This is a genomic window from Pectobacterium jejuense (genome assembly GCF_026800125.1).
Taxonomy (GTDB): domain Bacteria; phylum Pseudomonadota; class Gammaproteobacteria; order Enterobacterales; family Enterobacteriaceae; genus Pectobacterium; species Pectobacterium jejuense.
This window is the reverse complement of the sequence record NZ_JAPQKX010000001.1, coordinates 244,570-259,213: the sequence shown is the minus strand read 5'-3', so window position 1 is coordinate 259,213 and position 14,644 is coordinate 244,570. Positions and strand designations below refer to the sequence as shown.

The 14,644-nt window shown below is 50.4% G+C and carries 14 protein-coding genes; 5 read left to right on the top strand and 9 right to left on the bottom strand.

Annotation, left to right across the window (positions count from 1 at the left end; genetic code table 11):
• Positions 1-56 precede the first annotated feature (56 nt).
• Positions 57-944: a threonine/homoserine exporter RhtA gene (rhtA, locus tag NXT09_RS01170; protein ID WP_268578572.1), complete on the top strand. Its 888-nt coding sequence runs from the start codon at positions 57-59 to the stop codon at positions 942-944.
• On the opposite strand, the gene NXT09_RS01165 is transcribed toward rhtA, so the two are convergent.
• Complete coding sequence (locus NXT09_RS01165) at positions 932-1,483, bottom strand: AAA family ATPase (protein ID WP_205550964.1); 552 nt, start codon at positions 1,481-1,483, stop codon at positions 932-934. The two genes, rhtA and NXT09_RS01165, sit on opposite strands and share 13 nt — an antisense overlap.
• 338 nt (positions 1,484-1,821) lie before the next feature.
• Between NXT09_RS01165 and dps the strand changes: the two genes are divergently transcribed.
• From dps to glnQ, 4 genes are all read left to right on the top strand, one after another.
• Positions 1,822-2,325 (top strand): DNA starvation/stationary phase protection protein Dps, encoded by a 504-nt coding sequence (gene dps / locus NXT09_RS01160; RefSeq protein ID WP_039273124.1) that lies wholly within the window; start codon positions 1,822-1,824, stop codon positions 2,323-2,325.
• A 391-nt stretch (positions 2,326-2,716) separates the two neighbouring features.
• The gene (glnH, locus tag NXT09_RS01155) at positions 2,717-3,463 is read left to right on the top strand and encodes a glutamine ABC transporter substrate-binding protein GlnH (protein ID WP_268578571.1); all 747 of its coding nucleotides are present in this window, start codon (positions 2,717-2,719) and stop codon (positions 3,461-3,463) included.
• A 26-nt stretch (positions 3,464-3,489) separates the two neighbouring features.
• Entirely contained in the window at positions 3,490-4,149 is a 660-nt protein-coding gene (gene glnP, locus NXT09_RS01150; protein ID WP_005972676.1) for a glutamine ABC transporter permease GlnP, read from the top strand.
• Positions 4,146-4,868 carry a glutamine ABC transporter ATP-binding protein GlnQ gene (gene glnQ / locus NXT09_RS01145; RefSeq protein ID WP_014914973.1) on the top strand — a complete coding sequence of 241 codons (723 nt, stop codon included), beginning with the start codon at positions 4,146-4,148 and terminating at the stop codon, positions 4,866-4,868. The genes glnP and glnQ overlap by 4 nt, the downstream gene beginning before the upstream one ends.
• Positions 4,869-4,919: 51 nt before the next feature.
• Here the strand turns inward: glnQ and NXT09_RS01140 are convergent, their stop codons facing one another.
• The 8 genes from NXT09_RS01140 to NXT09_RS01105 form a co-directional block, all read right to left on the bottom strand.
• Positions 4,920-6,788 (bottom strand): M3 family metallopeptidase, encoded by a 1,869-nt coding sequence (locus NXT09_RS01140; protein WP_268578570.1) that lies wholly within the window; start codon positions 6,786-6,788, stop codon positions 4,920-4,922.
• Between the two features lie 86 nt (positions 6,789-6,874).
• The gene (ybiB, locus tag NXT09_RS01135) at positions 6,875-7,843 is read right to left on the bottom strand and encodes a DNA-binding protein YbiB (protein WP_268578569.1); all 969 of its coding nucleotides are present in this window, start codon (positions 7,841-7,843) and stop codon (positions 6,875-6,877) included.
• A gap of 282 nt (positions 7,844-8,125) precedes the next feature.
• Positions 8,126-9,943, bottom strand: coding sequence for a hypothetical protein (locus NXT09_RS01130; RefSeq protein WP_268578568.1), 1,818 nt, complete (start codon positions 9,941-9,943; stop codon positions 8,126-8,128).
• Between the two features lie 75 nt (positions 9,944-10,018).
• On the bottom strand, positions 10,019-10,636 hold the full coding sequence (locus NXT09_RS01125) for a tail fiber assembly protein (RefSeq protein WP_268578567.1): 618 nt from the start codon (positions 10,634-10,636) through the stop codon (positions 10,019-10,021).
• Positions 10,636-12,612: a phage tail protein gene (locus NXT09_RS01120; protein ID WP_268578566.1), complete on the bottom strand. Its 1,977-nt coding sequence runs from the start codon at positions 12,610-12,612 to the stop codon at positions 10,636-10,638. The genes NXT09_RS01125 and NXT09_RS01120 overlap by 1 nt, the downstream gene beginning before the upstream one ends.
• A 2-nt stretch (positions 12,613-12,614) precedes the next feature.
• On the bottom strand, positions 12,615-13,196 hold the full coding sequence (locus NXT09_RS01115; protein ID WP_268578565.1) for a phage tail protein I: 582 nt from the start codon (positions 13,194-13,196) through the stop codon (positions 12,615-12,617).
• Entirely contained in the window at positions 13,189-14,292 is a 1,104-nt protein-coding gene (locus NXT09_RS01110; protein ID WP_268578564.1) for a baseplate assembly protein, read from the bottom strand. The genes NXT09_RS01115 and NXT09_RS01110 overlap by 8 nt, the downstream gene beginning before the upstream one ends.
• Positions 14,283-14,630, bottom strand: coding sequence for a GPW/gp25 family protein (locus NXT09_RS01105; RefSeq protein WP_039273098.1), 348 nt, complete (start codon positions 14,628-14,630; stop codon positions 14,283-14,285). The genes NXT09_RS01110 and NXT09_RS01105 overlap by 10 nt, the downstream gene beginning before the upstream one ends.
• Positions 14,631-14,644 lie beyond the last annotated feature (14 nt).

Genomic DNA, 14,644 nt, shown 5'->3' with positions numbered 1-14,644 from the left:
GTTTACAATTGGATATAATAGCAACGGTATGTTATACCTGTTTTAAGGCCAAAAGAATGACCTTATTTTCCCACCGCTCGTCATCATTTTTACCTGTCTTGCTCATCATTATCTCGATGCTTTCTATCCAAAGCGGTGCCGCTCTGGCCAAAAGCCTGTTTCCACTCATTGGAGCCACTGGCGTCACAGCACTGCGTCTGGGAATTGGTACGATCATTCTGTGCATCATCTTTAAACCGTGGCGTATGCGATTTAGCAGTAACCGCCTGCCGCTGCTGGTGTATGGCATAACACTGGGCGGGATGAACTTTCTGTTCTACCTGTCATTACAGACGGTGCCGCTTGGCATTGCTGTCGCACTGGAATTCACCGGCCCACTTGCCGTTGCGATGTTAGCCTCACGCAGACCGATTGATTTTCTGTGGGTTTTTCTGGCCGTTGCCGGGCTATGGTTCTTGTTGCCGCTGGGCCACAATATCGGCAATGTTGACTTAACGGGTGCAGCTTGCGCCGTGGGTGCCGGTGCCTGTTGGGCACTTTATATTCTGTTTGGGCAAAAAGCGGGGGCAAATCACGGGCCGGGAACCGTTGCTATCGGCTCCTGCATTGCTGCGCTGATCTTCTGCCCTATTGGTGCGTATTACGCCGAGAGCACGCTGTTTTCGCTCTCTATACTCCCGCTCGGTATTGCCATCGCCATCCTGTCCACCGCACTTCCTTATTCTCTGGAAATGGTGGCATTAACCCGGCTGCCCGCCAGAACGTTCAGCACGCTGATGAGTATGGAACCCGCTATTGCCGCCCTCTCCGGGATTCTTTTTCTCGGCGAACATTTATCGTTTATTCAGTGGATGGCGCTGATCTTTATTATCATCGCGTCAATCGGTGCAACGCTGACAATCAAACCAGCGGGTGCAGCCAAAGTAACGACTCAAGCCGAATGAGTGTGTATTTCCTTGGGGAAGTGTTGCAGAAAAGTTTCACATTCCCGAGGAGAACGCAAAGTAATAAAACGGATATGGCGATAACGAGGATCGGCTAAATCCGCCAAATACCGTTTCTGGTTTCTTGAATAGGTTTTTATTGTCCAGAGGATAATTGAATCCCGGCTAAGGAAACTACGGAGAAAAGATTCTTTATTACCCGTGCCGCTCCAGAGCTCCTCTTTACGCCATGCCCGAAGAAAGGCACGCCGTACCGCCTGAAAAAGCGTGCGACTAAAGCTGTAATCGACCCAAATCACGACATCAACATTACGCCATTTGATATCACGCGTTCGATTATAGTTGCCATCCAACACCCAGCTGTCAGGCTCCAGCGTGCTTTCAAGCCGTTGAAAGAAATCGGCATCCGTCCGTTCTTGCCAATCTTTTAACCAAAACAGTGCATCCATTTCAATGTACGGAATAGCCAGCTTTTCAGACAAGCGACGAGCAAGCGTAGATTTGCCACTTCCACTGGTACCAATAATATTCACTCTCATTCGCCACGACTCCTTTTACTCGTACACAGTATATTTCAAGATGAAAGCGATGCCGTCATTCTATTTAAGAAGCAGAGAATAATAACTATTTTCATCTAACCAGTGATGATATTTATCAATATATGACATGATGTTTCAGTAGTAATTAAAACATTACCTTCACATCACCACTGCCACATTATTGATATCAGAGAAATCCTGACTACAAATACCCACACCATCGTTATGCTATAGCTATCCATTTGATAGGTGATTCTTTTCAGTATTAATTTTTATCGCTGCTATAATTAGTCACATTGAACAGCAAGACTATCAATAATTAAAGAGAGGATACTATTATGCCTACCGCTAAACTCGTGAAATCAGTACCGTCCGAACTGCTTTACACTCGTAATGATTTGGACGATAGCGTTAAGACCTCGACGATCGCGCTGTTAAACCAACTGGTTGTTGATTTCATTGACCTGTCATTGATTACCAAACAGGCGCACTGGAACATGCGCGGTGCAAACTTTATCGCCGTTCATGAAATGCTGGATGGCTTCCGCACCTCGATTATTGACCATCAGGATACCATCGCCGAGCGCGTGGTGCAGATAGGCGGTGTTGCGCTGGGTACGGTGCAAATCGTGGGTAAACAAACCTCACTGAAAAGCTACCCAACCACTATCCATAGCGTTCAGGATCATCTTAAAGCGCTGGCCGAACGCTATGCGATTGTTGCCAACAACGTACGCAAAGCCATTGGTAAAACGGAAGATGAGGCCTCTGCGGACATTCTAACCGCCGCGTCACGCGATCTGGATCAGTTCCTGTGGTTCATTGAATCAAACATCGAATAATCGGCGTTATCATCCCGCAAACGCGTTCAAGGCTGCCTTAGGCAGCCTTTTTTCTGCCAGTCACTCGACTCAAACCGCCCTCTTTCTTAGCCCAACCCGCACAAACCACGCATTTTATCCGTTAAGACGCTCAAAAAAATAGCTTTTGCCCGCATTAATTGGTCATAACGCTAATCAACGGTTGTTTCCCTTCTGTAAATCAGTTAATCATAGCAGCGCCTTGCCTGTGAGAATCGGAGGTGAAAATTTCACCGCTGGCAGGGCAATAAATAAAGCAACAGGTTAAGCACAACGCAGGGTAACTGACCCAGGTTTCACTTTCGTACGATGTACTATGCTTAAAACGCCTGTAAAACAAAAAGCTCCCACAACTGCTAATAGGAAGGGTTTGATGAAATCACTACTTAAGGCCTCTTTGGCTGCACTGACGCTAATGATGAGCGTATCTAGCTATGCTGCTGAGAAAGAACTGATTGTCGCAACAGACACCGCTTTTGTCCCTTTTGAATTCAAACAAGGCGACAAGTACGTCGGTTTTGACATCGACCTCTGGGATGCTATCGCTAAACAGCTAGACCTGAAGTACACCCTGAAGCCAATGGACTTCGGCGGCATTATTCCCGCACTGCAAACACGTAACATCGATCTGGCGCTTGCAGGCATTACGATTACTGAAGAGCGTAAAAAAGCAATCGATTTCTCTGACGGCTATTACAACAGCGGCCTGTTGGTAATGGTCAAAGCGGACAACAACGACATCAAAGGCGAGCAGGATTTGGCGGGTAAAGTCGTTGCGGTGAAGAGCGGCACAGGTTCCGTTGATTACGCGAAAGCCAATATCAAAACCAAAGACCTGCGCCAGTTCCCGAATATCGACAACGCCTACATGGAACTGGGCACCAACCGTGCTGACGCCGTGCTGCACGACACGCCAAATATCCTCTACTTCATCAAAACCGCAGGCAACGGCCAGTTTAAAGCGGTAGGTGAATCCATTAAAGCCCAGCAATACGGCATCGCGTTCCCGAAAGGCAGCAACGAGCTGCGTGAAAAAGTGAACGGCGCCCTGAAAACACTGCGTGAAAACGGCACTTATGCTGAGATCTACAAGAAGTGGTTTGGCGTAGAACCTAAGTAATTGCCGATTTAATCTGGAGATATTCCATGCAGTTTGACTGGAGCGCCATTTGGCCTTCTCTGCCCCTCCTGATGGAAGGGGCAAAAATGACGTTGTTGATTTCTGTTCTGGGTCTGCTTGGCGGCCTGGTGATTGGCGTGGTCGCGGGTTTTGCCCGCGCCTACGGCGGCTGGTTTTCCAGCCGCATTTCGCTCGTTTTTATTGAAATTATCCGCGGCACCCCGATCGTTGTGCAGGTGATGTTTATTTACTTCGCCTTGCCGATGATTTTCACCTCCGTACGAATCGACCCTTTTGCCGCCGCCGTCGTCACCATCATGATTAACTCTGGTGCTTACATCGCGGAAATCACCCGTGGCTCGGTATTGTCGATTCATAACGGCTTCCGTGAAGCGGGTCTGGCGCTTGGGCTGTCTCGCAGCGCGACGTTACGCCATGTGATTGCCCCACTCGCCCTGCGTCGCATGCTGCCGCCTCTGGGTAACCAGTGGATTATCAGCATCAAAGATACGTCACTGTTTATTGTCATCGGCGTGGCTGAACTCACGCGTTCAGGTCAGGAAATCATCGCGGGCAACTTCCGTGCGCTGGAAATCTGGACTGCGGTTGCCATTATTTACCTGTGCATCACGCTGGTCCTCAGCTTTATTCTGCGTCGTCTGGAAAGAAGACTTAAGATTATATGATTGAATTTAAAAACGTATCCAAACACTTTGGCAAGACACAGGTCTTACACAATATCGATCTCACCATCGGTCAGGGTGAAGTGGTGGTCATCATCGGGCCTTCGGGTTCCGGTAAATCCACGCTGCTGCGCTGCATCAACAAGCTGGAAGAAATTACCAGCGGTGAATTGGTTGTAGATGGCCTTAAAGTAAACGATCCGCGCGTTGACGAGCGTTTAATCCGTCAGGAAGCAGGAATGGTATTCCAGCAGTTCTATCTGTTCCCGCATCTTACCGCGCTGGAAAACGTCGCGTTCGGTCCTATTCGGGTTCGCGGCGCGAGTAAAGCCGATGCCGAGAAGCTGGCGCTGGAATTACTGGCGAAAGTGGGTCTGTCAGAACGCGCGCATCATTACCCTTCCGAGCTTTCCGGTGGTCAACAACAGCGTGTGGCCATCGCCCGCGCGTTAGCGGTTAAACCGAAGCTGATGCTGTTTGATGAGCCGACCTCTGCACTCGACCCGGAACTGCGTCATGAAGTGCTGACCGTCATGAAAGATCTGGCAGAAGAAGGCATGACGATGGTGATCGTCACTCACGAAGTGGGCTTTGCCCATAAAGTGGCTTCGCGTCTGATCTTTATTGATAAAGGCCGCATCGCAGAAGATGGCGACCCGGAAACGCTGATTACGAATCCACCCAGCGACCGTCTGCGTGAATTCCTGCAACACGTATCTTGATCAACAAGGGGGCTTTCGCCCCCTTTCTCTTACTCGCGATGTCAGCGAACGTTATGCCTGCGAACGCGGATATTCTCGTTCAATAAACGCCGCAAAATCCTGGCACATCTTCTCGTCGCTCTGTTCATTATCTGCCAGCACGCGACTACCATCGACCACGCGAATACGTGCAGACAGTTCGAAATCCGCAGCAGGCTGTGGACGACCCGCCGCCTGAGCCATCATCTCTTCTGCCTGTTGCCAGGCTTCATCAACCGTCAGATTACAGGCCTGCGCCAGATAAGCGGGATTGAAACCCTCACCGGTCAGGCTACGCAGCGTATCGTCATGACTGACGCTATTGCCCGGATGCCAATAGTGTTGCGCCAAGTCAGGGCCAATAGCCGGGTTATCCGTCAGGTAACCGTCGCGTTGCAGGAAATAGCTGCGCGTCTGCTCCACCGCCATCAATGCCAGCAGATATCCCTGATAAGAACACGCCGACTCCATAGACAGCAGATGAGGGATCGCCAGCGTCGGGCGTGGGCTACCGCTAATACCCAAAATGCGCTGCTCAGTGTCACGCGCCAGTTTCGTCATCGCTTCCGGCGTACGCGCCTCGTCGTCCCACGAATAGAGTTGCCACTCAAAATACGGCACCAGCAGGATGTGTCGCTCACTAAAGGCTCGCATTGGCTGCTGCGTGCTGATATCCGCACGGATTAATTCATCAGGAATCGTCTCTCCCTGCGCATTCTTTGCATAGCGTTTTAACCAGTCGGCATCACCCAGCAGGCTGTCGCAGAACATGGACTGCGTTTCCGCATAAGCCATTGAAGTTGGCGGGAACTCCTGTGAAAAACAGGGCGCGTTCTGCCGAATATTGGCAAAATGCGCGGCGTGTCCACCTTCATGAAACAGCGTATTAATGCCGCTGGCACCGCTGCCAATTTGATCCGGCTTTGCCAGACTGGTGAAATTAATCCGCGCCGGAACCCATTTTCCTTCCTGCACAAACGGCGGCACGGGGCCATGCATAAAGCCGTTCTCGTATTTACCTTTGCGCACCAGTAAATCGAGCTGCATTTCTGCACCGTTAAACCCAATGCGCAGACGCTTAAAGCTGTTAATCCAACGTTCAAGCGACGCAGAGAAAGGGAAATAGGGATCGAGCTGGCGCGTCACATCGCCCGCGCTGGCATAGCGAATATTCCACGGTTGCAGCGCATCCTCACCTTTTTCATCCGCCAGATTTTTCAGGCTGCGAGTATTCGCTTCACGCGTTTGTTCTTCAAAAGGATCGAGGATGGCAAAAAGCTGCTCCGGCGTCATCCGCTCCGTCTTGTTGACCTTATAGTCAAAATAGTTGCGGTAGCCCATCTGGCGAGCAAAGCGGTTACGCAGTGAAATCAGCTCAGGGAAGCCATTCTGCAACAGCCACTGTTCGAGATCGCGCAGCGCCTGCTGGGAACTTTGCCGATAGGCTTCGGTATCATTGGTCGTCTGATTGGTCAGCAGTTCTCCGAGCGAAGCGGAAACACGTTCCCCCATGGCATCCAGATGCGTCATTTCATAGGATTTGCGCTTGGCGTATAACGCACTTTCGGCGGTGATAATCTCATCCATCAGCGCTTGAGCCTGCGGATCTTCAATCACATTGCAGTCGAAAAACCGATACCAGCCTTGTAAACCGTGCAACAACGCCTGCTGCTGCTCGTCACGCGGACTGTTTTCCAGTGCCGCAAGATGGGTTCTTAGCTCAGCCAGACGCTGCGGCTGCGAAATAAAACGCTTATATGCACTTTCTGCGGCGGAGAAACGCTCGGACACGTCATCGTTGCTCGTTCCCATATACAGCTGCCAAAACAGTTCTTCTTTCGCCTGATGAACCGCAAGATAGTCGCGATTCAAAGCGTTAAAATAATCCGCTACCTGTTGCATGCTATTCCTTCTCTCTTCAAATGACAGCCGTCTGGCTGCGTGAAGTGGCGCGATAAACCGCGTCCGAACTCGCTCCGGCAAACCAATCAGCCAAGGCGTTTCTTAATCGTGGCGACAGCCTGTTCCATTGTCGCCGCTTCGCCGGCGGCAACCAGACAGCACGCCAGCTGCAGACGGATCGCCTGCGGTATGGCAATTTCACCCGTCAGGCACTGTACCGTCCAGCGCGCCGTCGTTGCGGCATCCTTCGCAATCGGCAACGCATCGGGTGCGACGCTAATCTCCTGCCGAAGCTGCAGCACTTTGGTATTTTGCTGATGGATAAAATGAATTTCCGGGCAGCGCTGCGGATTAGCGTACACCTCCCCTTCCGTGCCGTGCATCAGCAGTGCGCGCCCGTTGATGTCATTAAAAAACGTCCCCACGCGGGAAACATACTCAGGATGGGAAACGCTGGCGACGCGCAGCGCGTCGCTTTCACCAAACGGCGTCGCCACCTTAGCCAGCGTGTGGCTACTGTTACGCACCCCCATCCGCCAGCGTAGCTGTAGCTGGCGATCGATGGCCGGACATAATGTCGACACAGGGATAAATACCGGGCTGCCGTTATCAAGCTCCTGCTGAGCCTGCTCGGCACTCTCCGCAATTGTCACGCCGAGGTTACGCAAAATTTCAGCACTGGTGACACGGGTCGGATCGTCGCTGACGCCGTGAACCACGACCGGAAAACCCAGTTTTGCCAACAGCAGCGCCAACAGCGGCGTCAGGTTTGCCTGCTTGCGTGCCCCGTTATAGCTAGGAACCACGATGGGCATAGGAAAGCCTGCAGGCGGCGTCAGGCGTAATACATGCTCGTTCATCGCCTGATAAAAACCCAGCATCTCGGCTTCGGATTCGCCTTTAATGCGAAACGCAATCAGCAGCCCACCGAGCTCCAGCTCCGGCACGTCACCGCGCAGCATCGCGCTATACAGTTCATAAGCCGTTGCCTGATCGACATCACGCGCATGATTTTTCCCGCGCCCCACTTCTTTGATAATTTTGGTGTAATCCATGCTGGCCTCTTATTTTCGGCGACACAGTAAAGAACTTATCAATGAAAATAACATGTTTACCGGGTTTCTGGTCACTGTAGCGCAGAGGAAATTGCTATCGCGCTGCTTTTGGGCTGGTAATAGGAATACGACGAACGCACATCGCATGCAGACAAAGCGAGTAGATTATGTATGACCATAAGATATAGAAGGAAAAAACCCACCATCTCCATCTTGCTGTAGGTGGGCCCCACGTTCCATAATTTATAACGCCAATGATTATGGGCACGATTTTTATAAAAATTAGTAAAAAATGCGAAAAATGAAACGCCAGTAGTCAGTATTCAATTTCTGATTACCTATTGTGCTGCTTTTGAATGACGCAACAAGATTATTCATCATGTTCAACTGAATAGTGCTAGTACTCAATGCAGGCAATAACGAGTAAGGATGCCCGACGCTGTTTTGTATAAAAAGCGTCATAGGGTTAATAGCAAAATCGCCTACACGGTATTCACCTTCAGCAACAATACATTTAACCAAAACATCGCAACGACAGTGCAAAGGATTGATATTAACCAGTCCATGAGATACCACGATTGGTGTGTTTATTACAGGAGTGTATTCACCTGAGACCCATATTCTCGTACCAGATGAATTTGCAGGCATAGCGCCGACATCATCCGCCGTTAACGTGATATCTGCTGTCAATGCTTTACCGTTCACCTTGCGCACGGACGGTACGCGACCATTAGCGTTAGCGTTGGCACTCGCGGCTTCCGTTGCGGCATTATTAGCGGTTGTAATTGCAGCGGCGACATGGGTATCTGTCTCTGCTTTGGTATATGCCCCTACATCGGTTGCTGTCGGTACGCGAGATGAACTTAGTGCAATCACCCACGGCGCATAAACACCATCATCCCATTTCTGTCGCCAGGCATAGTCTCCACTATGATTGATGTATTCTTGTCCGACAAAATTATCGCGCCGAGAGATATGTAGTACACCGTATCCATACAGTTTCTGACCTTTATACGTCGGCATATCAGAAACAGTATTGGGATCGGTTATCATCACAACATAGTCACCTGCTCTATCACAGTTGGCGAATGCCATACCGTTACCCAGCGTTCCACGTAATGACACGTTACTGTAAAATGCTGTTTTGTCGGAAATATCCGCACCGTTTTTGGCTTTTGACAAAGCACCAGCAGCAAGATCTACCGTTTCCCCCAAACCGAGGTGGGCCGTAGTCAGCGCAATATTAGCGGTACCGTCAAACGGCACGCCGTTGATAGTACGGGGGGTTGCAAGTTTTGCCGCCGCCTGAGCAACCGCCTTCTCGGGTAATGCCCCAATATCAGCCGCAGTCGGTTTATTCTTCGTATTGTAATCACGTCGCCAGCCAGGAGAATAATCAAAGCCGTTATAGACATAAGTAAATTGCGCATTAGCGGAATCGCTCAGCCCATTTGGCGTTGTTGAAGGCGTCGTCACCCTGATTGTCATTGCAGCGTGTTGCCCCATAACCTCAACAACGGAGCCAGCCAATGGTATCTGACCACACCCGGTATCAGAGATAATTTTATTGTGGGAGTATGACCACGAGCCACGACAAACCCAATAGGCATGTACAAAAGCGCCCTGACTTTCTAACCAGTCAGTAAACTCAGCCGTTGTCCATAAACCGGCACTGCCGCCAATCGGGATCGAGGAACTGTATGCACGTGATGACCCCAGATTACGGTTGAACAGCTCTCTATCAAGAATATCCGCACCATTTTGGTCTTTATCCAATTTCGTCGCGCCGACTGAGCGCACAAACGCTGTAGTTGCAACCTGCTGGCTATTGCTGTCTGCTGCTGGCATTGGCGCTTTTGGCATGCCAGTGAAGGTTGGGTTCGCCTTCGGTGCATATTGCGTATGCGGATCGGCGGTGGCGACATGTGTCGCCAGATCGCTGCCCGTTTTTTCCTGTTCTTTTTTCAAATAACTGGTACGGTTGGCTAATTCTTTAGCCTGTCGATTTGAGACGCCATCCGGCCCACCGACGACCGGATCGGACATTTCGATTTGATAAATGCCGTCAACCCATTGTGGGTTCTCTGATAAATTAGCCATTAATAAGCTCTCGCATAATTATAATCAAGGTTATATCTTTTCTTTCGAATATAATAAATATCGATAACAGGTAAGTTATAGATTTGGCGAGTTTGGCCAACTAATATCCACTGAATAAATATCAATACGACTTAGCAATACAACGTATTTTTTCCACTCTACCAGCGCTGTTTTCTCTTCGTCTGTCGCAATATCCAAATTAATTGCATACGTCAGTTCATTAATGCGTGACGATGCGACAGTTTTACGTGATGCCAGTTCCTGTTGTGCTATTTTGACGGCTGCTGCACGTTGCGCATCAACATCAGTGACCCATGTGTTTCCATCCCACTTGTCAAACTCCGTCGCGGGTTTTAATAGCGTCATGTTACCTGGCAGTTCACCTAACTGTGTCACCACCTGTACCTGCCGGGTTTCTTTGCTGTAAACGCTCTGATCGCGATAATCCAGTACATGTTCCCATTTCAAGCCATCATTAGAACGGCGCAATGCCAAATCAGCAGGAGGAATTTCAGGAACATCAATGTAGCTATCAGCAGGAATACCCACGCCAACCGGCAAATATTCATAATTAGCGCCGATATATTCTCGGCTGACTGGATGAACCTGATAAACAGTAATCCAACCCGCCTGAGCGCTGAACCCTGATTCATTCATTTTTGCTGCTTTCACTTCAATAGAATAATTTTTCATTATGCTGCTCTCACGATGTAGTTAAATGCGATATTGCGAGGACGGTTTTCGTTTGCCGTTGGTACAACACGGGAGGCATCCAATTTCGCGGGGTACCATGAATTTGTCACCGTGTTATTAGTAAGGGTTAAGTAATTATCTCTGTCGTAGAGCTTCTCATTTAAATCGTAATACATAGCCCCCGATGAAGAGTTTTTAGTCGGTGCAGTAACATCAGCATCATGCCCGTAAAGGAGACTTCCCGTTATATTTCTGATTGCATCACTCTGTTCTGAAAATAATCCACGGCCCATATCCACTCCGCGCCCATCATCCCAGCCACGAATAAACTCACCACGAAGATCGGGCAATCTTCCTGATGGATAAGCCTGTGCTAAAAGTGGATAGATATTTTTATCAAAAGCCTGCCCGTTACACTTTAGCCAACCAGAAGGAGCGGTTATCTGTGGCCAGGGCATAGGGATACCAACAACTTCATTGAGAGATAATGCCCCAATTTCAGCAGCCGTCGGTTTATCCTGATCGCTATAAATACGCGCCCATGGTTTTTCAAAACCGCTATTGTCACGGGAACTCCGATACATCAAACCACTATTTGAATAACCGAAATGAAATTGGGCTGAAGATGCAGAACCCGTATTTAATCCCATATGCCAGATAAGAGATGAATAGCCTCCATTATCTTTCAGGTAGGCACCTGTCGGACTATTCCATGCAAGGTCATCGTTTTTATAAATAACGCCCAATGAACCCTGACGAACATAATTATTGTCAGCATCTGATTTTGTTATAGCGCCAACATCAGCTGCAGTCGGTTTAAACCCTGTATGGTATCCCTGGTGCCATTTATCCTTCACTAAAATATTGAGTGAGCCTTTCGTTCTAATAGCAATCTCACTATTTATATCACCAACCTGAATAGTTTTGTCAGATGCAAGCCAGAGCATTTCACGATAGGTATTATCCGGGAACATTCCTGTAATGCGTGTTTCCACAGGCAGGTCGAGATTACCGCCTAAACGAACGCCGCCTGACATAACGCCGCCGGCTTTTGGTAATGCCGCAGCAGCAAGATTCACGGTTTCGGTTAAACCGAGGTTTGCGGGAGTCAGCGTAATATTAGCCGTGCCGTCAAACGGTACCCCGTTGATCGTACGCGGAGTCGCCAACTTTGCCGCCGCCTGAGCAACGGCCTTCTCTGATAACGCACCAATATCGGCTGCTGTCGGTTTATTCTTCGTATTGTAATCACGTCTCCAACCGGGAGAATAATCAAACCCGTTATAGATATAAGTAAATTGTGCATTCGCTGAGTCGCTAAGCCCACCTGGCGCGGTTGACGGTGTTGTCACCCTGATTGTCGTGGCACCGTTTTGCCCCATAACCTCAACAACAGAGCCAGCCAGTGGTATCTGACCACACTCTGTATCAGAGATGATTTTATTGTGGGTGTACGACCACGAACCACGACACACCCAATAAGCATGAATAAAGGCGCCCTGACTTTCTAACCAGCCAATAAACTCAGAGGTTGTCCATAAACCGGCACTTCCTCCGATGGGGATCGAGGAGCTGTATGCACGCGATGAGCCCAGGTTGCGGTTAAATAGTTCTCTATCCTGAATATCCGCACCGTTTTGGTCTTTCGCCAGTTTCGTCGCGCCGACCGAGCGCACAAATGCCGTCGTCGCCACCTGCTGACTATTGCTGTCAGTTGCAGGTGCTGGCGCTTTCGGTGTGCCGGTGAAGGTAGGGCTCGCCTTCGGTGCATATTGCGGATGCGGATCGGCGGCGACGGCGTGTGTTGCCAGATCGCTGCCCATTTTTTCCTGCTCTTTTTTCAAGTAGCTGGTACGACTGGCCAATTCTTTAGCCTGTCGGTTTGAAACACCGTCCGGTCCACCTGCGACCGGATCTGACGTTTCTATTTGATAAATGCCGTCAACCCATAGTGGGTTCTCTGACAAATTCGCCATGTTCAAGCGCTCCCATGATTGTAGTTACTGTCGTATGTTGCTGTCCGGTTATAGCGGATAGGCACGGCCCAATATTCGATGCTGGCCAGATGACATCGCGCCGGAGCAAGCATCCCAATGGTATTGCGCAGCATGTTGGCCTGATCGTTGGTAATGGGTTGTTTTAGCAGTACGCGATAAACCGCCCACGCGGCTTTATCGCCGTACACATACAGGTTGTTGTAGGTGGTTTCGCCGTCGTAGCTCAGGCGGCCAATGTTCTCGATCAGCGTACTGTCACCGAAGCCAAAGCGGCGGATGATCTCTTTAATGCTCCAGGGCGTACCTTTGCTGCGATGCAGATCGATAGCGGCCTTGATCAGCGCACGTTTGGAGTCATCCGACTCAGCCAATTCCCAGCCGTCACCAAACAACGAGAACTGTTCTGCCAGCCAAGGCAACACGCTACCGTCAGTGATATCGATCAGATAAATCAGCAAAGCATTCAGATCGATGTCATCAAAGCGGTCAGCCAACTCCGCCAGCGAACGAAAGCTGGCATCAGCCGCCAACGGCGGTGGCAGCAGTTGCAGTGAATCAGCCATTCGACACCCCGACGACGCTGACATTGATGCCCGTACAGTTCGCCCATTCACTGTCATCCAGCACCATCAGTGACGGCGAAACGAGCTCCACCTGATACACGCCAGGAATGGATAACGTAGCGATAATCTGGCTTGGGACAATATCGCGCCCCAGAGTGGCAGTACGGGTTTCAACCCAGGCCTGCACCGCTTTTTCTGCAGCGGCCTGAACGACGCCAGCCTGTTCGCCGTTAAACAGCGTCAATTTGGCGCTGATGGCGTAATCCACCTGCGTGGGTGATTTGGCGGAAACAAAATCCGTCAGTGGGCGCACCTGTTCGTCGGAGCAAAAACTTTCCACCAGCGAAAGCATGCTGCTGTCCGGCAGGCCAGTGCTGAGCAACGGATACAACACCACTTCGCCCGGTTCGGGCGACATCACCGCCACATCGACAATATTTTGGTGTGCTCGCATCGCATGGAAGCGATACGCTAGTTTCGATCCCGCCGTACTGAACGATTCCGGTGCCAGTTGAACACGTTCACGCAGGCGATCGTCATCTTCCTCGGCGGAACCGCCGCTGCTTTTGGTGATATTGATGACGCTTAAATCGCTGTCGCCAATCCCATCTAGCAGCGTACTGATCTGAGCAGGCAGCCAGTTATTGCCCACATCGCCACTTTCGGTACAGGTCGCCAGCACGGTGACACCGCTGCCATTCACTCTCAGCAGCGCATCGCTGTCAGTGGTGAAAATCACGCTGTCTGACGCACTAACGCGAGTGCCCGCAGGAATCAGCAGATCGCTGACTAACGGCGTTTCAGGGGTGAAGCGAAGCTCTGCGCGCGCTGGCTGCGCCGCCAAACGGTAGACGCCGACCAGTTCTGCCAGATAATCCAGCATCGGTGCACGAGCAAACGCAACCAGGTTCTGCTTGGCGGCTTCCTGAACCGCACTACGCAATAAAGTTTCCCGGTAGGCAAAGAGGTTAATCAGCAGGCGTTCGGCCTGCGCCGGATAGAGTGTTTTCCCCGAATCAGCTTCATATTTCGCGATCATTTCGGCGGTAATCTTCGCCGCATCGCGTTCAATAAAATTGGGTTCTGTCAGCGCCATAACAACTCCGTGGTCTGTGTCGCGCCGTTAGCGGTTTTCCAGCTAACGTGCAGCGTCAGGTGAGCCCCATTCACAGAAGGTTTAACCGCCAGTAGCTGGCAGCGAGGTTCCCATCGTTTGATCGCTTCTACCGATTCCCTAACGACATGCGGGATCGCACGTTCGATCGGATAATCGAGATACAAATGTAGATTGCTACCAAAGTCAGGCCGATGTGGGTCGCTGCCGCAGGGTGTCCGCAGGATGATGTGAATCGCCTGCATGATATCTGCCGTTCCTTCGACGATGTCGCCAGAACGTTGCAGCGCCGGTTGCCAAAAAACAGATTGAGTTTTCATAGGGGGCTATTGTC